At 72.5% G+C, this 16,736-nt stretch carries 19 protein-coding genes and 2 pseudogenes; 12 read left to right on the top strand and 9 right to left on the bottom strand.

Annotated elements, in window-relative coordinates; all coding sequences use genetic code 11:
• Window positions 1-407: 407 nt before the first annotated feature.
• Window positions 408-701 (top strand): hypothetical protein, encoded by a 294-nt coding sequence (locus tag Dsi01nite_RS34690; protein WP_203850574.1) that lies wholly within the window; start codon window positions 408-410, stop codon window positions 699-701.
• Between the two features lie 62 nt (window positions 702-763).
• Here the strand turns inward: Dsi01nite_RS34690 and Dsi01nite_RS34685 are convergent, their stop codons facing one another.
• Window positions 764-1,714 (bottom strand): L,D-transpeptidase, encoded by a 951-nt coding sequence (locus Dsi01nite_RS34685; protein ID WP_203850573.1) that lies wholly within the window; start codon window positions 1,712-1,714, stop codon window positions 764-766.
• Between the two features lie 144 nt (window positions 1,715-1,858).
• Here Dsi01nite_RS34685 and Dsi01nite_RS34680 point away from each other — a divergent pair, with 144 nt between their 5' ends.
• Entirely contained in the window at window positions 1,859-2,698 is an 840-nt protein-coding gene (locus tag Dsi01nite_RS34680) for a helix-turn-helix domain-containing protein (RefSeq protein WP_239136390.1), read from the top strand.
• Between the two features lie 66 nt (window positions 2,699-2,764).
• Window positions 2,765-3,346 (top strand): dihydrofolate reductase family protein, encoded by a 582-nt coding sequence (locus tag Dsi01nite_RS34675; RefSeq protein ID WP_203850572.1) that lies wholly within the window; start codon window positions 2,765-2,767, stop codon window positions 3,344-3,346.
• Window positions 3,347-3,411: 65 nt separating this feature from the next.
• Here the strand turns inward: Dsi01nite_RS34675 and Dsi01nite_RS34670 are convergent, their stop codons facing one another.
• Window positions 3,412-4,272, bottom strand: coding sequence for a hypothetical protein (locus Dsi01nite_RS34670; protein ID WP_203850571.1), 861 nt, complete (start codon window positions 4,270-4,272; stop codon window positions 3,412-3,414).
• A gap of 49 nt (window positions 4,273-4,321) precedes the next feature.
• Here Dsi01nite_RS34670 and Dsi01nite_RS34665 point away from each other — a divergent pair, with 49 nt between their 5' ends.
• Window positions 4,322-5,260 (top strand): GlxA family transcriptional regulator, encoded by a 939-nt coding sequence (locus tag Dsi01nite_RS34665; RefSeq protein WP_203850570.1) that lies wholly within the window; start codon window positions 4,322-4,324, stop codon window positions 5,258-5,260.
• An 85-nt stretch (window positions 5,261-5,345) separates the two neighbouring features.
• Entirely contained in the window at window positions 5,346-6,341 is a 996-nt protein-coding gene (gene gap, locus Dsi01nite_RS34660; RefSeq protein ID WP_203850569.1) for a type I glyceraldehyde-3-phosphate dehydrogenase, read from the top strand.
• On the opposite strand, the gene Dsi01nite_RS34655 is transcribed toward gap, so the two are convergent.
• On the bottom strand, window positions 6,342-7,820 hold the full coding sequence (locus Dsi01nite_RS34655; protein ID WP_203850568.1) for a beta-N-acetylhexosaminidase: 1,479 nt from the start codon (window positions 7,818-7,820) through the stop codon (window positions 6,342-6,344). It lies immediately after the preceding gene.
• Window positions 7,821-7,956: 136 nt separating this feature from the next.
• Here Dsi01nite_RS34655 and Dsi01nite_RS57630 point away from each other — a divergent pair.
• Window positions 7,957-8,547, top strand: a pseudogene (locus Dsi01nite_RS57630) (DUF998 domain-containing protein); the annotation flags it as partial.
• A gap of 68 nt (window positions 8,548-8,615) precedes the next feature.
• Here the strand turns inward: Dsi01nite_RS57630 and Dsi01nite_RS34650 are convergent.
• The 5 genes from Dsi01nite_RS34650 to Dsi01nite_RS34630 form a co-directional block, all read right to left on the bottom strand.
• Window positions 8,616-9,413 carry a metallophosphoesterase family protein gene (locus Dsi01nite_RS34650; protein ID WP_203850567.1) on the bottom strand — a complete coding sequence of 266 codons (798 nt, stop codon included), beginning with the start codon at window positions 9,411-9,413 and terminating at the stop codon, window positions 8,616-8,618.
• Window positions 9,410-10,315, bottom strand: a complete 906-nt coding sequence (locus Dsi01nite_RS34645) for a diacylglycerol/lipid kinase family protein (RefSeq protein ID WP_239136388.1) — start codon at window positions 10,313-10,315, stop codon at window positions 9,410-9,412. The genes Dsi01nite_RS34650 and Dsi01nite_RS34645 overlap by 4 nt, the downstream gene beginning before the upstream one ends.
• Before the next feature lie 94 nt (window positions 10,316-10,409).
• Window positions 10,410-11,147 carry an SDR family oxidoreductase gene (locus Dsi01nite_RS34640; protein ID WP_203850565.1) on the bottom strand — a complete coding sequence of 246 codons (738 nt, stop codon included), beginning with the start codon at window positions 11,145-11,147 and terminating at the stop codon, window positions 10,410-10,412.
• Between the two features lie 55 nt (window positions 11,148-11,202).
• On the bottom strand, window positions 11,203-11,871 hold the full coding sequence (locus Dsi01nite_RS34635) for an SGNH/GDSL hydrolase family protein (RefSeq protein WP_203850564.1): 669 nt from the start codon (window positions 11,869-11,871) through the stop codon (window positions 11,203-11,205).
• 53 nt (window positions 11,872-11,924) lie between these two features.
• Window positions 11,925-12,503, bottom strand: coding sequence for a hypothetical protein (locus Dsi01nite_RS34630; protein ID WP_203850563.1), 579 nt, complete (start codon window positions 12,501-12,503; stop codon window positions 11,925-11,927).
• Window positions 12,504-12,641: 138 nt separating this feature from the next.
• On the opposite strand from Dsi01nite_RS34630, the gene Dsi01nite_RS34625 reads away from it, so the two are divergent.
• Window positions 12,642-13,043: a DUF6855 family protein gene (locus Dsi01nite_RS34625; RefSeq protein ID WP_203850562.1), complete on the top strand. Its 402-nt coding sequence runs from the start codon at window positions 12,642-12,644 to the stop codon at window positions 13,041-13,043.
• A 3-nt stretch (window positions 13,044-13,046) separates the two neighbouring features.
• On the opposite strand, the gene Dsi01nite_RS34620 is transcribed toward Dsi01nite_RS34625, so the two are convergent.
• A complete protein-coding gene (locus Dsi01nite_RS34620) occupies window positions 13,047-13,748 on the bottom strand; it encodes an alpha/beta fold hydrolase (RefSeq protein WP_203850561.1) in 702 nt (233 codons plus the stop codon).
• Window positions 13,749-13,764: 16 nt separating this feature from the next.
• Between Dsi01nite_RS34620 and Dsi01nite_RS34615 the strand changes: the two genes are divergently transcribed.
• The 5 genes and pseudogenes from Dsi01nite_RS34615 (at window position 13,765) to Dsi01nite_RS34595 (ending at window position 16,614) form a co-directional block, all read left to right on the top strand.
• Window positions 13,765-14,826, top strand: a complete 1,062-nt coding sequence (locus Dsi01nite_RS34615; RefSeq protein ID WP_203850560.1) for a DUF6183 family protein — start codon at window positions 13,765-13,767, stop codon at window positions 14,824-14,826.
• A 28-nt stretch (window positions 14,827-14,854) separates the two neighbouring features.
• Window positions 14,855-15,394 (top strand): histidine phosphatase family protein, encoded by a 540-nt coding sequence (locus Dsi01nite_RS34610; protein WP_203850559.1) that lies wholly within the window; start codon window positions 14,855-14,857, stop codon window positions 15,392-15,394.
• A gap of 67 nt (window positions 15,395-15,461) precedes the next feature.
• The gene (locus Dsi01nite_RS34605; protein WP_373318890.1) at window positions 15,462-15,872 is read left to right on the top strand and encodes a phage holin family protein; all 411 of its coding nucleotides are present in this window, start codon (window positions 15,462-15,464) and stop codon (window positions 15,870-15,872) included.
• Window positions 15,872-15,989 (top strand): annotated as a pseudogene (locus tag Dsi01nite_RS58970) (DUF3618 domain-containing protein); the annotation flags it as partial. The gene Dsi01nite_RS34605 and the pseudogene Dsi01nite_RS58970, both read left to right, overlap by 1 nt.
• Window positions 15,990-16,341: 352 nt before the next feature.
• Window positions 16,342-16,614: a DUF4235 domain-containing protein gene (locus Dsi01nite_RS34595; protein WP_203850556.1), complete on the top strand. Its 273-nt coding sequence runs from the start codon at window positions 16,342-16,344 to the stop codon at window positions 16,612-16,614.
• The last annotated feature ends 122 nt before the right edge of the window (window positions 16,615-16,736 follow it).

Raw genomic sequence — 16,736 nt, 5'->3', positions numbered from 1 at the left:
GGAGCGGGCCCTGTTAGGGTTTCGCCGCATGACCAGCCTGCTGCGGCGCTCGTGCCGGTGACGGCGAGCCGTGTCCTTCCACACCTATGGGCCGTCCGGCGACGACCTGGCCCTCCTCGACGACCTTCGCCGGGGTGACGACCGTCCGCAGCGTCCTGACGAGCCGTTCTGCCGCGCGCCGTCCTCGTTTCTGTGGTCGGCGCTGTACTGCGGCGGGACCCTGACTCCGGCCACCGTCGAGGGAGTGCGGTACCTCGTCCGGACGATCGGAGAGCCCGAGTTCGGCGGCGAGGACCCGACGCTGCGCATCGCGGCCATCCCTGCCGTACCCGGAAGCCGCGCTCGCCGAACGGCTGTGCGCGGCCGTCCGCGACGTCGACCGCCTCCTGCCGGCGGCGATCGCCGCGGTGCCGTCCGCCCCGACGTATCTCGACGTCGGCGAGCAACGCCGGGCGTTCGGCGCGCTGGCCGAGCCATACCTGCGTGTGGTCTTCCCAGACGGGCTGCCGTCGCCGGCGGCGGCCACGCCCGCCCAGCGCCGGCTCGCCGAGACGGTCGCCCGGCACGCGCCCTTCCGCGAGGCTGACATCCGGGCGCTGTCGTCCTTGGGCCGCCACCTCGAAGCCTGGGATGCGACATTCTGCCGGCTCGGCCTGCCCAACGATCGGTCGTCGTGGCAGGCCGTGGCCGGCGGTGCCTGAGCCGGTCCCGAAACGCCCCTTCAGAGTTCGCCCGGGTCAGGCCGAGTTCGCCCGCAGGAGCGTCAGCTGGCCGGCACCGCGCCACCTGCCTGCCAGGTGTTCCAGGGCACGTTCCAGTCGCCGTACCCGTCCCAGGTCGGCATCGTCGGGCCTCCGGTGTTGGTGTAGGTGATCGGGTCGCCGACCTGGGCGAAGTTGAAGTACGCCTTGGCGTTCGCCTCGGTCAGGTTGGTGCAGCCGTGGGAGGTGCTGCGCTGGCCGATGTTGCCGCCGTTCCAGCTGGCCGAGTGGACGTACTCGCCGGAGTTGGTGACCCGCACCGACCACGGCACCTGCTCGTCATAGCCGTCGCCGACCATGTGCTCGACGGCTTTCTTCTCCATGACGACCTTGGTGCCGCTGAAGGTGGGGGTGCTCGCCTTGCCCAGAGACACCGGGAAGTCGAAGACCTGCTTGCCGTCGGAGGTCACGACCATGTGCAGCGTCTTGCCGTCGACCTTGCCGATGTTCGCCGGGCCCGTCTTCATGTCGAGGGTCAGGCTGTTGTCGTACACCAGCCCGGTGCCGCCCGACTTGCCCTTGGTGTCGAGGTTCATGGCGACCTCGGCGTGCGCCGGCCAGAACTCCGCCGGGCGGTAGTGCGCCTCGATCGGATAGCCGGCGTAGATCGTGGACTTCTGGAAGTACCACGCGCCCTCGACCGGCGCCCCGTCGACGGTGACCTGGGTCGCCGCGTCGAAGTCCTTGGCGCTGGTGATCGACGCCGACAGGTACGCGATGATCGGCATGCCCACGCCGTACGTCGCACCGTCCTTCTCGTACAACCGCACGTGCACCGGCTTACCGCTCGGCGCCGGCGACACCGAAGGCGACGCGCCCCCGGCCGGCTGCTGGCCCGACGACGGCGCCCCCGACCACGCAGCCCGCGGCGTGGAGTCCCCGCCGCACGCCGTCAACCCGAGACCGACGCCGACCAGCAGCGCCACCACCCGCACCCGGTGAAAAGATCGCATAGCCACGACGATGCCCCTTATGCACGCCCGCCGCCACCGCTGTCCGGCTCGACCACGTCACAATCGGCCGGATCGACGCCGGCGGCGGCGCGGCTGGACCATCCCGGCGCGCGATGCCGGCGGGGCGTCGGCGATGCTGTGGGCGTGCAGTACGTGTCCAGAGTGCCGCGACCGCCGCTGGACGGGCTGATCGACGACCTCTACTACCTGGAGGGTGCGCCGCCGTACGCCCGGCTGATGCTGCCGCCGATGCCGGGGGCGTTGCTCATCGTCAACCTCGGGGCGCCGTTCCGCATGCGCGCCGGCACCGACATCGAGACGGCCGAGTACGCCGACGGCTGCGTGATCACCACGCCCACCCGTGCGCTGGAGTTCAGCTACCCACTCCGGACCCGGTCTGTCGGCGTGCACGTCAAACCGTGGGGGCTGGCGCCGTTCCTGCCGATGCCCGCGGCCGAGCTGTGTGACCGGCCGGTGACGGTGGAGCAGGTCTGGGGCCGGCCCGCCGTTGCTGAGCTGCGGGACCGGCTGGCCACGGCGGTCGGACCGCACGAGATGCTGACGCTGCTCGAGGAGGAGCTGATGCGACGGCTGTGCGAGACCGCCGGCCTGGGGCTGGTCCACCGCACGAGCAGCGTCATCGCGGCGACCAGCGGGGCGGTGGCGATCGGCGGCCTGAGCGTGGGGGCGGGTGTCAGCAGTACGCATCTGACCCAGCGGTTCAAGCAGCTCATCGGCGTCACACCGAAGCGGCTGGCCCGCACCCACCGCTTCGCCGCCACCTTGCTCGCGATCGACTTCGCCCAACCGATCGACTGGGGCGACATCGCCGCTGGCGCGGGCTACTTCGACCAGGCCCACTTCGGCCACGAGTTCCGGGCGTTCACCGGGCTCACGCCGACCCGCTACGCCGACGTCCGACGGCGGTTCCTGCGCGAACATCCCGGCCACGTGCTCGACGGTTGGTCGCTGCCGGCCGATTGATTTCTTACAAGAGCCACAGCTCACGACCCGCTAATTTGAGGGCATCCCCAAGCAGAGGAGAGCCCTGTGGGCAAGGTGGTCATGTACAGCTCGGTGTCGGTGGACGGCTTCATCGCGGACGAGCAGGATCAGCCCGGACCGCTGTTCGACTGGTTGACCAGCGGTGACGTCCCGTTGGACGACAGCGGCGTATTGACGGTGTCGCAGACGTCCTACGACCACACCCGGCCGTACTGGGACCAGATCGGGGTGACGATCGCCGGCCGCCACGTCTTCGACCTGACGGACGGCTGGGACGGGAAGCCTCCGGGCGGGATCGACCACGTGGTCGTCGTGACGCACCGGCCGGCGCCCGACGGCTGGGACCCCGGAGCGCCGTTTCACTTCGTCGACGGCGTCGAGGCAGCCGTGGCCAAGGCGCGGGAGCTCGCGGGTGACCGCCTGGTCGAGGTCGCCGCCGGCGACGTCGGTGGCCAGGTGCTCGCCGCGGGCCTGGTCGACGAGGTGCGCATGGACGTCGTGCCCGTCGTGTTCGGGTCCGGCAAGCGCTTCTTCGGCTCGGTCGACGCGCAGCACCTGCTGGAGGATCCTGACGTGGCGATTCAGGGCAACCGGGTGCTCCACCTGCGCTATCGGGTGCGCCGTTGACCGATCTGTGCGGGTAGGCCACTGCGAACGCTGCGTTTGCGCAGCGCTGTCCCTGGTCGGGCGGGCTATGAACGGCTGAAAGCGCCGAAACGGCGCGCGGCGGCTCGTTCCAATGCCGTGACGATCGTGCCGGTCGGTGGATACGGCCGGTTACTGAACCAGGTGCGTATCGCCCGGTGATCGGCCAGAACCTGTTGCACCTCGGCGATTGCTGCCGGATCTTCGTCGAGCGTGCGGGACACGGCGGCACAGGCGCGAACGCCTGGGTGCTCGTCCCGAAGAAGGCCGGCCGGCGAGATTCCGAGTCTGTCCAGGATGAAGGCGGCGCTCGCCCTCGCTTCAGCGACGTCTGACCGGACGGACCGAGTCAGACGGACTGCGAAACGACCACGCTGAGCGGCGAGCTCCGGTGCGCCGAGGACTTCACCGAGCACCTCCGCGGCGGTCCGGCGAACGATCGGCGCGGGATCTTCCGAACAGGTCTGGATTTTTGGCAATATGACGGAACGCGCCGCAAGAATGCCCTCGATGGTGCTGAGGTCGCCTTCCGGCCAGTGTTCGGCGCCTTCCAGTGCGATGTGGGCGCTGTATTCGACGGCGGTCACGACGACGAATCTGATCCAATCGAGCAATGCCGCTCGCAGCGGTCGCTCGTAGTCGTCCGCGTCTGCGCTGACCGCATACTGTCCGTCGATCCTCGGGTCGTCCAGGATGCTGCTCACACAAAGCAGTGCCGGCAACGCCGCCGAATAGATGGTGAGGTCGTGCGACACCTTGTCCCTCAGGAACTCGACCGCGGCGCCGCGAGCGTCCACATCGATGCGGAGAAGCGCCTCCAGGTGTCTGGGTGCGTCCTCCGCCGAGCCGAATGCGTGCTGGAGCTCGCGCCAGTCGAAATCATCGACATGGGCCAGTCGGATCCGCATCTCATCATGATGCCCTGGCGTGATCCTTGCGGCCGGTACCATTCTGGCCATGAATCATCGGGTGGCGGTGCTCGTACTGGATGGCGCGAAGCCGCTTGACGTGGGCATTCCCGCGCAGGTGTTCGCGAGCCGGCCGACCATGCCGTATGAGGTGTCCGTGTGCGGGGCCGCGCCGGGGCTGGTGGCCGGCGGGGACGGGCTGTCGTATCACGTGGCGGAGGGGGTTGCGGCGTTCGAGCGCGCGGACACGATCTTCATCCCCGGATACCGGCAGCCGGTCACCACCGAGCCGCCGGCCGCGGTCGTCGCGGCGCTGCGGGCCGCGCACCGGCGTGGCACCCGGCTCGCGGCGATCTCGACGGGTGCGTTCACGCTCGCGGCGACCGGACTGCTGGACGGCAAGCGCGCGACCACCCACTGGCACTACACGAGGGACCTCGCGGGGAAGCATCCGCTGGTGCGGGTCGACGAGAACGTGCTGTTCGTGGACGAGGGCGACGTGCTGACGTCGGCCGGCGCGGCGTCCGGCATCGACCTGTGTCTGCACCTGGTGCGGCGGGACCACGGTGTCGGGCTGTCCAACATCGTGGCGCGGCGGCTGGTCGCGGCACCGTACCGCAGCGGCGGTCAGGCGCAGTACGTGCCGCGCAGTGTCCCCGAGCCGCTCGGCGACGTCTTCGCCGGCACTCGCGAGTGGGCCCTGGCCCGGTTGGACGGGCCGCTGACCCTGGAGACCCTCGCGCGTCATGCCCGGGTGTCGGCGCGCACGTTCTCGCGGCGGTTCGTGGAGGACACCGGATACACCCCGATGCAGTGGGTGCTGCGCGCCCGCGTCGACCTCGCCCGCGAACTGCTGGAGGTGACCGGCCTCGGCGTGGAGCAGGTCGCCGCCCGGGTCGGTCTCGGCACGGCCGCCAACCTGCGGCTGCACTTCCAGCGCATCCTCGGCACCTCGCCGACGGAGTACCGGAACACGTTCTCTTCGTGAGTCTTGATCTTGATGGCGAGATCCTTGCGCATGGTGGCTCTCAAGCCACTTTCGTGCAGGAGGCGCGGCGCAGACGATCAGAGGCATGACTCGCATCGCCATCAACGGATTCGGACGCATCGGGCGCAACACCTTGCGAGCCCTGCTGCAACGCGACAGCAAACTCGAGGTCGTGGCGCTCAACGACCTCGCACCCGCCGGGACCCTCGCACACCTGCTCAAGTACGACAGCGCGCTGGGACGCTTCGGACGCCCGGTCGACGCCGACGGGACCGATCTCACGGTCGACGGCCACCGCATCCGCGTGTTCGCCGAGCGCGACCCGGCCGCCCTGCCCTGGGCCGAGCTCGACGTCGACATCGTGCTGGAATCCACGGGCCGCTTCACCGCCGCCAAGACCGCCCGGGCCCACCTGGACGCCGGTGCCCGGCGGGTGCTGGTGAGCGCTCCTTCCGAGGGCGCCGACGTCACGCTGGCCTTCGGCGTCAACACCGACGCGTACGACCCGGAGCGGCACCTGATCGTCTCCAACGCGTCCTGCACGACCAACGCGCTGGCGCCGCTGGCGTCGGTGCTGGACGACCTGGCCGTCATCGAACACGGCTTCATGACCACGGTGCACGCCTACACGCAGGAACAGAACCTGCAGGACGGGCCGCACCGCGATCTGCGCCGGGCCCGCGCGGCCGCGGTGAACATCGCGCCCACGACGACCGGTGCCGCCAAGGCGATCGGCAAGGTGCTGCCGCGGCTGGACGGCAAGCTGGACGGCGACGCGATCCGCGTGCCGGTGCCGGTGGGCTCGCTGGTGGAGCTGAACGCCACGGTCGCCCACGCCGTGAGCCGCAACGACGTGCTGGCGGCGTACCGTGCCGCGGCCGGCGGGGCACTGCACGGCATCCTCGAGTACACCGACGATCCGCTCGTCTCCAGCGACATCACCGGCAACCCGGCCTCGGCCGTCTTCGACGCCGCGCTCACCCGCGTCGCCGGCCGGCACGTCAAGGTGGTCGCCTGGTACGACAACGAGTGGGGCTTCGCCAACCGGGTCATCGACACCCTTGAGCTGATGGCCGGCTGATCAGCTGATCCACGGGATCTGCGGCGAGCGGTAGAAGTTCATCTGCTGCGCCTCCCAGCGGGGGCCGTGCGTGGCGAGCCGCCGGGCGAAGGAGTCCCAGTCGTGGGTGCTCCACGGCGACCACGCCACCTCGGCGAGGGCCGCGAGCCGGGGGAACGCCATGTACTCCACGTCGGCGTAGGAGTTCAGGGTCTCCGACCACAGTGGAGCTTCGACGCCGAGGACCGCCGGCTCGGGCACGCCGTCCATGTAGGTGCCCGGGTCCCAGTCGTAGGTGTCGGCGACGTCGATGCAGCCGGCCCACTTGTAGCCGATAGGGGTGCTGAGGTCGTACTTCATGTCGAGGTACACCCGGTGCGCCGGGGACAGCAGGACCCGGTGGCCGCCGGCGACGGCGGCGGCCATCAGCGGGTCGCTGCGCTCCCGGCCCCAGTACTGCGGGATCGCCGAGACGGGCAGGTCCGGCGAGCGGAGCAGCTCGTGCCAGCCGATGACCGTCTTGCCGTGCCGGGCGACCATGGGCAGGACCCGGTCGATGAACGCGAGGCGGCCCTCCTCCGGGGTCGCGTGCGTCTCGTCGGTGCCCAGGTGCAGGTAGTCGCCGGGGGTGAGCGCGGCGACCTCGCGCAGCACGTCGTCGACGAACCGGTAGGTGAGCTCCTTGTCGGTGGCGAGCGAGCTGAACCCGGTCGCGTTGCCCTGGCCCGTGAACAACGCCGGCGCGACCCCGTCGGCGTTGAGTTCGGGATACGAGGCGAGCGCCGCCGTGGTGTGCCCGGGCACGTCGATCTCCGGGATGACGGTGATGTGCCGGCTCGCCGCGTACGCGACCAGGTCCTGGTACTGCTCCTGGGTGTAGTGACCGCCGGGGCCGCCGCCGACCTGGGTGCTGCCGCCGTAGGTGGCCAGCCGTGGCCAGCTGCGGATCTCGATGCGCCAGCTCTGGTCGTCGGTGAGGTGCAGGTGCAGCACGTTGAGCTTGTACCGGGCGATCTGGTCGATGAACCGCTTGACCTCGGCGACGGTGTAGAAGTGCCGGGACACGTCCAGCATCGCGCCGCGGTAGGCGAACCGCGGCTGGTCGCGGATCTCGCCACCCGCGATGGTCCACGGGCCGGCGACGGCCGGGAGCAGCTGCCGCAGCGTCTGGACCCCGGCGAACAGGCCCGCCGGCGCGGCCGCGCGGAGCGTCACCTGGCGGTTCGTCACGCTCAGCCGGTACCCCTCGGGGTGCCCGACGGCGGAGTCCAGGGTGAGCGTGATCGCTCCGTCGGGTGCGGGTCCCTCGCGCACCGGGATCGGGTGGCCGGTGCAGGCGCGCAGCACCTCGGCGACATGCTCCCCCACCGACGCCGCGGCGTCGGCGGCGTGCACGGCGGTCGCCGCGGTGACGGCGAAGTCCGCGGCCGGGTCGGGACGCGCGTGGACGGGCGCCGGGATCAGCGCGTCCATTCTGGACAGTTGGGTCGGATCGAGCACCGTTGACCTCCCCGGGGTCTGCGGCCCACACCGTATCGCAGATCCGCCGGTGTCGATCCACCCTTCCGTGGTGGGGCCAGCCCCAGTGCGCATCGGCCTGCTGCCGTGACTGTGCCGCGCCGGGCGGTGGTGTTTCGTGGGACTGGTGGGATCAACCCCTGACAAAACCCTGCTGCTCGGCGGGTCCGCCGTCGTGGTGCTCGTCGGGTTGCACTGCCTGCCTGGCCATGGCGGCGTCAACCCCGTGCACGGGTGGCTGTCGGAGTATCCGCTGCGGTCGGTGGAGGTCGGCGCGCCCTACGCCCTCGCCCTGCTGAGCGGCAACCTCGCCACGGTCCGGTCCGGCATCGCCATGGCCAGGCACGGGCTCCTGCGCGGGTGGCCGGCGAAGGCGCTGCTCGGCGCGTGGTGCACGAGCCTGCTGGCGCTGACCGTGTTCCTCAAGGATCCCGCCGGCTCGGCCGGCACCTGGTACGGCGAGGTGCACAAGCTGGCCACCATGGCGAACTTCGCCTGCCTGCCGGCGCTGTGCGCGCTGCTGTGGTGGCGGTTCCGCACCGCGCCGCCGTGGCGGAGGAACGCCCGCACCGTCGGCGTCCTCGCGGCGCTGCACGTCGCCTGCGCGGTGCCGTTCGCGGCGGCGTTCCTCGTCCACAGCAACGACGCGGGAGTCGCCGGCGAGGCGCTCGGCCTGATCGAGCGCGGCATCGTGGCGATCGACATCTGGACGATCGCGACGCTGACGAGATGGTCCCGCGCCATGCAGGATCGCGGAGATCAGCCTGCCGGACGGGCTCAGACGGCGCGCCATTCGTGGCCCGCGCGGAGGTACTCGCTGCGCTGGTGGGCGGCGAAGCGGTCGCCGTTCCAGCGGCGGGTGGAGACGGTCAGGTGGTCGCCGTCGGCGTCGATCAGGTTGTAGCTGTTGGGCTCGCCCTTGTGCCGGTCGGAGCAGGCGGTGCCGCTCTGCGCCACGACCAGGCCGTTGACGACGCCGCTGTAGGCGAGGTGGGTGTGCCCGCCGAGCAGGAGATCCGCCTGCCCGCCCAGCCGCCGCAGCGCGAGGCCGGACCGGCCGACCAGCCCCCGGCCCAGGACCGGCGGCGTGAGCAGGAACGGATGATGCGCGACGAGAACCCGCAGGTCGTCGCGCGGCGCCGCGGCGAAGGCCGCCAGGATCGCGGCCAGCTGCGGGGAGTTGATCCGGCCGCGCGACCAGTCGTGGTGCGGGCCCCACCGCCGGGCGGTGGTGACACCGACGGCGACCAGCCCGTCGGCGGTGTGCGTGACCGCCTCGCCGGGATCGGTGCCGATGTGCAGCCGCCACAGCCGCCACGGACGGCCGAACCGGGACCACACCCGCCAGCCGGGCAGGTCGTGGTTGCCCGGCACGACGAGGGCGGGCGCCGGAAGCTCGTCCAGGAAGGCGCGGGCGGCCGCGAACTCCGCCGCCGTCGCCCTCTGGGTCAGATCGCCGCACACCGCGACCATGGCCGGCGCGGCCTCGCGCAGGTCGGCCAGCAGCGCCCGGGCGACGGCCGGCACGTCGCGCCCGAAGTGCAGGTCGGAGATCTGGGCGAGGCGTACCGTCACGATGCCTGCTTCGGTGCCAGGACCGCCAGTGCCCGCGGCTGCAGGTCGTAGCGCAGCGGCACGGACAGCTGGGCGATCTCGCCGTCGCTCATGACGCTCATCATCGCCGGGCCGGACGACCGCACCTGCACGGCCCTGCCCTCGTACCGGCGGATCCGCGGGTCCTGCTGCCAGTTGCCGCGGAACAGCTTGCCGGCGACCGCGAGCAGGTCCCAGTTGGTCCGGTCGTTCGTCACGTACACCGCGAGCGTGCCCGCGTCGAGCCGGTCCCGGCCGGGCATGGGCGGTGGCCCCGCCGCGAGCGGGTTGCAGGACACCACGACCGCCCTGGTCCGCGCCTGGTACTCCTGCTCGTCGACGACGATCGTGAGCCGCATCCGGGGGTACCGCCGCAGCAGCCGCACCGCACGGCCCAGCAGGCGCACCGCGCTCAGCCGGAACCGGCCGCGGGCGTGTTCGCGGAGCCGGCCCAGGTGCGGCATCATCGCCAGCATCGAGCTGCACAGGAACGGCTGGTCGTTGACGGTGGCCACGTCGATGCGTTCGACCGGCGCGGTGAGCAGCGCCGCCACCGCGCGTTCCAGGTCGTCGGGGACACCCAGGTCGCGGGCGAGCACGTTCATCGTGCCGGCCGGTAGGACGCCGAGCGGCACGTCACCGCCGAGCATGCGGGCCGCGACGGTGCGTACGGTGCCGTCACCGCCGGCGACGATCACCGCGTCCGGCCGGGCCGCGAGCAGCTGACCCATCTCGGCGCCCACGGTCTCCGGGTTGAACGCGCGGACGTCGGCGGTCACGTCCCACCGGCCGAACAGCTGCGTGAGCAGCTCCGCCGGCGAGCCGTCCGCGCCGGCCAGGAGCGCGCCGGAGCGAGCGTTGTACACCACCGCGACGCGTTTCACGGGCGCATTGTGGAGCCCGACGGCAAACGTCAGCCGACTTTCACGGACCGGGCACATGGCCGCTGACTGGCCGCTGCTGGTGACCTCCCCGGCGTCAACGGGCGGGCAGCAGCTGCTGGCCGCCGTCGATGTCGTATGTCCCGCCGGTGAGCGCGTCGTTCACCATGATGTGCACGGCGAGGGCGGCGACGTCGGCCGCCTCGACGACCCGCCGGATGGGCAGCGTGTTGCGCAGTTCCTCGCGGCGGCCGTTGAGGTCGTCGCCGAGCAGCTCCGCGGACAGTGGCGTGTCGACGAAGCCGGCGGCGATGAGGTTGACCCGGATCGGGGCGATCTCGAGGGCGAGGTTGGCGGTCACGGCGGCCAGCGCCGCCGTGCCCATCGCCGCGAACAGCAGCCCGGGTGCCGGGCGGCGGGCGCCGGTGCCGCCCATGAACAGCAGCGTGCCGCCGGGCCGGACCCGGCCGATCGCGTGCCGGGCCACGGCGACGGGCAGCCACAGGTGCTCGTCCGCGGACCGGCGCGCCGCCTCCAGGTCGACGTCGGCGAGCCCGCCGTAGTAGGGACGGCCGGCGGTGACCAGGACGTGGTCGACGGTGCGCGGCAGGCTCTGGAAGAAGCCTTCGAGCGCGACCGCGTCGGTGGCGTCGAACGCCCCGGCGTGCCGGGCGCCGACCTCGGTCGCGGCCCGGGCCAGGCGGTCCGGGTCACGGGCGGCGAGGATCAGGTCGGCGCCCGCGGCGCGGGCGTGGCGGGCCGTCTCGAGGCCGATGCCGGCGCTGCCGCCGATGACGACGACCGCCTGACCCTCCAGCGTCCTGTCGCCATGCATGCTGCGGCGTCCCCTCCCGCTCGGCTGCAGTCGTCCGCCTCCGATCGTCGAGGGGTCAGCCGGTCTCCGCATCGCCCGCAAGAGGCGAACCACCACCGTTGCCGGAGGTGATGACGCGCAGGAAGGCGTCGGCGATGACCGCGTGCCCGGGCAGGTCGGGGTGGACCCGGTCGTCGGCCCACAGGGTCGGCGGCGACACCGCGAGGACCTCGTCGAACGCCCGCTGCGTCGCCACGTGCGGTGCGCCGAGTTCCGCTGCCAGCAGGGCCACCACGGCGGCGTACCGGTCGCTCTCGGCGCGCTGCGGGTCGGCCCGGTCGGGTTCGATGAGGTACGGGTCGGCGAGCACCAGCCGGCACCCGGTCGCCTCGACCGCCCGGCGCAGCAGGGTGCGCAGCGTGGCCTCGTACTCGTCCAGCGGCACGGCGTCGTCGGGCCGGCCGGCGAACGCCCGCCACACGTCGTTGATGCCGATCATCACGAACAGCCAGTCGGGGCGTTCACCGACGGCGTCGCGCTCCCACCGGGCCGCCAGGTCGCGCACGGTGTCGCCGCCGACGCCGCGGTTGACCCAGGTCAGCGGGGTGGCCGGGAAGCGGGCCGTGACGAGCGCGCGGACCAGGTTCACGTACCCGTCGCCGTACGGCGCGCGCACGTCCCGCCGCCCGCAGTCGGTGATGCTGTCGCCGATGAAGACGATGCGTTGACCAGCCTCGAAGATCACCGATCCATGGTCTCACCAGCGCTACGCGGCGGTCGATCGCGGCGGTTCGGGGGCTAATCCTCGAAGGTCAGACCGTACGGCGCGCCGAACTGGTTCAGCAGCTCGTGTTCGGCGAAGACGGCGAAGAACCCGTACCCGTCCGGCGGTGACTCCACATGGCACCACGTTGCTGGCGAGCCGTCGGCTGTCAGCTCTCGAAGTTGGGTGGCGAAGATCAGTCGCGCCTCAAGGCCTTCGTCGTCGTCCTCCACGTGTGGGATCTCCCAGGTCTGGGGTACCCCGTTGCACAGAAACTGCAGCAGGTGGTCATCCTCGTCGTCGACGAGTGTCACGTCGGTGATGGTGAGCACGCCACCGGTGGCGGCGGCGATGGAGCGGAACTCTTCCTCGTACGCCTCCACGCCGTCCTCGCAGGCGTACTGCAGCGTCTTGTGGTCCATGCCGTATGTCATGCCCAGATCTCGGAGCAGCCCCAACGCCCCGTTCCGGGTGGGCCGGCCGAAGTAGTCCAGCGTCCTGGCGAGAACCACCGGGCTCACGCGTTCCGCAACCGCGTCCGCGGTCACCAGCCCGAGCTCGATGAGCCTGCCGACCGCCTGCCGGACGCCGACCTCGTCCGATTCGTCAACCATCGCACGACGATAGATCAATGTGCCCACCTCCGTTGCCCGCGCCGGGTGAGGCCCGGGCGAGGGCGAACCCGCGCGCCGACGGGTGCATCTCGCCCGGTCGGCGCCCGCCCCGGGCCGCCGCGGCCTACAGTCCATCGCATGGCCGCCGGTTCGAAGGACGACCCGTGGGTGTTGCGCACCCCGCCGGGCTCGTCGCAGTACACGATGCACCGCGACGAGGACGCCGACCCGCCGGCGCTGGTCTGCCAGGTCGGCAGCACCCGGCTCACCTACCGGCTGCGGGCGATCGAGGACCTGCACGGGTGGCTGACGGCGCAGGGCGACTGGGTCCCGCTCGGCGCCGCGGACGAGAACAAGCCCGCCGCCGACGGCACCGTCGAGGCGTGGGGCCGCGCCGCCGACAACCCAGTGGGCGGCTGGTACGGGCTGCGCAAGGGCTACCGCGGACGGTTCGGCATGTACCTGCCGCCGCTGCTGGAGGAGCTCGGCCTGGCGGAGCTGACCCACGAGGCCCGCAACAACCGCATCCGCGCCCGCTGACCGTCACCAGCCGCCGGTCATCGCGACCAGCTGGGCGGCGACCGGCTCCGGATCCACGAGCTGGTGCAGGTGCAGGCCGGGCACGTGCGCGACGGCCCAGCCGCGGTCCAGGGCCTCCCGCGCCGCCGGCTCGTAGTGCTCGCTGAACCGCAGGTATCCGCACGGCGCGCGGTCCCAGCCGGCCGGGACGGGAACCTGCTGGTCGTAGTAGGTCAGCGGCAGCTGCGGCTGCTCGGCCTCCACGGCCCGCCGGGTCTCCTCGTCCGGGAACAACGGCCCGGGGTCCTCGTCCCACCAGGCGCTCCACGGCGGCAGCCGGCCGTCGACGACCCTGGGCAGCAACCGGTCGAGCAGGCCCGGCGCGACAACCGGGGTCGGGCCGGTGCGGGCCGGCATGGCTCCGTCGACGATCACGCAGCCGGCGACCACGCTGCTGGTCCGCCGCACCGCCTCGGCAATCACCGGCACGAAGTAGCCGGCGTTGCTGTGCGCCACCACGACCAGCGGCCGACCTTCCGACAGGTCGGTGACTGCGCCGGCGACCCGGTCCGCGATGGACGGCCAGAACGGCGGTGGCCCGTCCGTCACCCCGAGCAGCGACGGCACCACCGCCGTCCGGTGCAGGGCCCGCAGCGCCGCGGCGACCGGAGTCCACGTCGACGGACCGACGAGCGGGCTGTGCACCAGCACGAACAGGGCATCCATCCGTACAGTTTCCGGCATGGACGACAGTCCCGAGGCCGTCGCGGCCCGGCTCGAAAGCGTGGCCGACGTGCAGGAGGTGTGGGCGCTCGCCGAGCGGCGACTCGAGGCCGGTGATGCCGCCTTCGTCGCGGATCTCGGGATCGCGATGTGGCAGCGGTACGGCCGGCAACCCGTCCCGCCGTGGCAGTATCACAGCGCGTTCGACCGGATGCTGCGGCTGCTGGCCCTGCGGGCACCGGCGGTCGACGAGGCACTCCGGCTGATCTCGGTGACCCTGGACCCGCACCGGGTCCGGTTCGCGGCCGCCCTGCTCGCCTCGGCGCACACCCCCGCGGACCTCGCCCAGGTCCTGGACGGCGCCGGGTCCGAGGAACTGCGCGCCTGCCTGGTGCACGAGCTGGTGGTGCGCGGCGCGCAGCTGCAGCACCGGCCGGCCGGCCAGCATCCGCTGTCCTGGCTGCCGCGGTCGCTGACGCCCCTCGAGGGCCGTCCCGAGCTGCCGTTCTACAGCATCACCGGCCGCAGCCACGGCACCGCCGGCATCAGCGTCTCACCCGCGCCCGGCGGCGGTCCGGCGGTCCCGGCCCGGGAGACCACCACGGACGCCGAGGCCGCCGCGCTCGGCGCCGCGGTCGCGAACTGGGCGGACTGGTCCAACGGGCGCGTCGAGGCGCGGACGTTCGCGCTCGACGGCGACCCGCACCCGGACGCGGTCGGCGCCACCCTGCTCGGCCTCGGCCTGGAAAGTGTCCCCGGCCTGCGGCAGCAACCCGGCCCGTGCACGGCACACCAGGCCTGGCGGCAGCTGTTCCTCGCGGCGTCCACCGGCGGCGCGTACAACGCCGGCGACTTCGGCGCGTACGGCAGGCTCTTCGCGTGGCGGTCGGTCGCCGCGCTCGCGGGCGCCCCGCCGGACGCGTCACCGGCCGACGTCGAGTCCGTGGCCCGGGCCGCGTCGTGGCACTCCTTCGCCGGCGCCACCGCGTGGTTCGACGAGGTCGCCTGGGACGTCGGCCTCGCGGTCGTGTCGCCGGACGGGCGCCGCCTCGCCGTCCTGGCCGCCAGCGACACCGACTGACCCGCTGCCCGCTCGGTAGGATCGCTTGATGTCGATCGAGATCGTGTACGAGACGCACGCGCTGACCGAGGACAACGAGCAGGGCTTCGCGACCGGGTGGTTGCCCGGCCGGCTCAGTGCACAGGGACGGCGGCTCGCGGCCGACATGGGACAGCGGCGGCGGGACGACGGCATCGCGGCGGTGTTCACCTCGGATCTGTGGCGGGCCGTGGAGACGGCGCAGATCGCGTTCGGCGACAGCGGCATCCCGGTCCTGCACGACTGGCGGCTGCGGGAGTGCGACTTCGGCACGCGCAACGGCTCGCCGGCGCCCGACGTGAAGGCCGACCGCCTCGACTACGTCGACCGGCCGTACCCCGGCGGGGAGAGCCACAGCCAGGCGCTCGACCGCGTCGCCGGGCTCCTCGCGGACCTGCCGAGCAGGTGGGACGGGCAGCGGGTGATGCTCATCGGGCACCTCGCCACGTATCGGGCCCTGGAGCGGATGCGCACCGGGCTCAACGTGCGCGACCTCGTCGCCGCGGACTTCGAGTGGCAGCCGGAGGGTTGGGAGTACCGGCTCGGGTGAGATCGGTGCGTTTGGCGGTGGGCGGGCGCGGGCACCTTGGCGGCAAAAGTCGAAGGAGGTGACTGCCGTGCCATCCGAACAAGCACCCGACGTGTCCACCGGTGAGCTGGTGAGCCGGGTCGCCGAGCAGCTCTCGACGCTGGTGCGGGACGAGCTCGCGCTCGCGAAGGTGGAGCTGGTCGAGAAGGGTAAGCACGCCGGCCTCGGCGGCGGCCTGTTCGGCGGCGCGGCGGCCCTCGGCCTGTATGGGCTCGGCCTGACGCTCGCCCTCGCGGTCGTGGCGCTGGACCTGGTCTGGCCGCTGTGGCTGGCGCTGCTGGCCGTCACGGTGGTCGTGTTCGCCGCGGCCGGTGTCGCGGCGCTGCTCGGCCGGCGGCAGTTCGCCGCCGCCACCCCGCTGGCGCCGAGCGCCACGCTCGCCAGCGTCAACCAGGACGTGGACGCGGTCAAGGCCGCCGTCCGGGAAGGACGGTCGTGATGCCGGCAGACACCCCGACGGACCCGGAGCTGTTGCGGGCCGAGATCGCCCGGACCCGCGCCGAGCTCGGCGAGACCGTCGAGGCCCTGGCCGCGAAGGCGGACGTGAAGGCGAGGGCGAAGGAGGCCGCCGGGCAGGCCGCCGACCAGGTGAAGGCGCAGGTCGGTGCGGCCCGGGACCAGGCGGTCCAGCTCGCCGGCACCGCTGCGGTGAAGGTCGGCGAGGCAGCCGGCACCGCCGCCGGCAAGGTCACGAAGGCCTCCTCGGCGGCGGCCGGCACGGTTTCCAGGGCTTCCTCGGCGGCGGCCGGGACGGTTTCCAGGGCTTCCTCGGCGGCGGCCGGGACGGTTTCCAGGGCTTCCTCGGCGGCGGCGGGGACGGCGCGACGGCGGCCGGTGCCGCTGGCCGCGATCGCCCTGGCGGCCGTGTTCATCGGGGTGGTCGTCGTCGTGGTGCGCAGGAGGCGGGCATGAGCCGCATCGTCGGGAAGCTCGCGTACAAGCCGGTCGGGCTGCTGCTCGGCGCCGGCGCCGGTCTTGCGGCCGGGCTGATCTTCAAGCAGGTGTGGAAGGTCATCGGCGACGACCGGGACGCACCGAACGCCACCGACGAGGACCGCGGCTGGACCGAGATCCTGATCGCGGCGGCGTTGCAGGGCGCGATCTTCGCCGTCGTGAAGGCGGCCGTGGACCGCGGCGGCGCCGTCGGGGTCCGCAAGGCCACCGGCCGCTGGCCGACCTGAGCACGTCCTCACCCCCGGGCGTCACCGTTCCGTGGCGCCCGCCCGCGGTCCGTGGCGCCCGCCCGCGGTCCGTGGCGCCCGCCCGCGGTCCGTGGCGCCCGCCCGCGGTCCGTGGCGCGAGC

This window comes from Dactylosporangium siamense (assembly GCF_016862795.1).
Classification (GTDB): domain Bacteria; phylum Actinomycetota; class Actinomycetes; order Mycobacteriales; family Micromonosporaceae; genus Dactylosporangium; species Dactylosporangium siamense.
This window is presented reverse-complemented; position numbering and strand designations above follow the sequence as displayed.

Coding starts and splice junctions, on each gene's coding strand:
- Dsi01nite_RS34685 (WP_203850573.1), bottom strand. CDS start 1,714: ATGCGATCTTTTCACCGGGTGCGGGTGGTGGCGCTGCTGGTCGGCGTC.
- Dsi01nite_RS34670 (WP_203850571.1), bottom strand. CDS start 4,272: ATGCGGATCCGACTGGCCCATGTCGATGATTTCGACTGGCGCGAGCTC.
- Dsi01nite_RS34665 (WP_203850570.1), top strand. CDS start 4,322: ATGAATCATCGGGTGGCGGTGCTCGTACTGGATGGCGCGAAGCCGCTT.
- gap (WP_203850569.1), top strand. CDS start 5,346: ATGACTCGCATCGCCATCAACGGATTCGGACGCATCGGGCGCAACACC.
- Dsi01nite_RS34640 (WP_203850565.1), bottom strand. CDS start 11,147: ATGCATGGCGACAGGACGCTGGAGGGTCAGGCGGTCGTCGTCATCGGC.
- Dsi01nite_RS34630 (WP_203850563.1), bottom strand. CDS start 12,503: ATGGTTGACGAATCGGACGAGGTCGGCGTCCGGCAGGCGGTCGGCAGG.
- Dsi01nite_RS34625 (WP_203850562.1), top strand. CDS start 12,642: ATGGCCGCCGGTTCGAAGGACGACCCGTGGGTGTTGCGCACCCCGCCG.
- Dsi01nite_RS34620 (WP_203850561.1), bottom strand. CDS start 13,748: ATGGATGCCCTGTTCGTGCTGGTGCACAGCCCGCTCGTCGGTCCGTCG.
- Dsi01nite_RS34615 (WP_203850560.1), top strand. CDS start 13,765: ATGGACGACAGTCCCGAGGCCGTCGCGGCCCGGCTCGAAAGCGTGGCC.
- Dsi01nite_RS34610 (WP_203850559.1), top strand. CDS start 14,855: ATGTCGATCGAGATCGTGTACGAGACGCACGCGCTGACCGAGGACAAC.
- Dsi01nite_RS34595 (WP_203850556.1), top strand. CDS start 16,342: ATGAGCCGCATCGTCGGGAAGCTCGCGTACAAGCCGGTCGGGCTGCTG.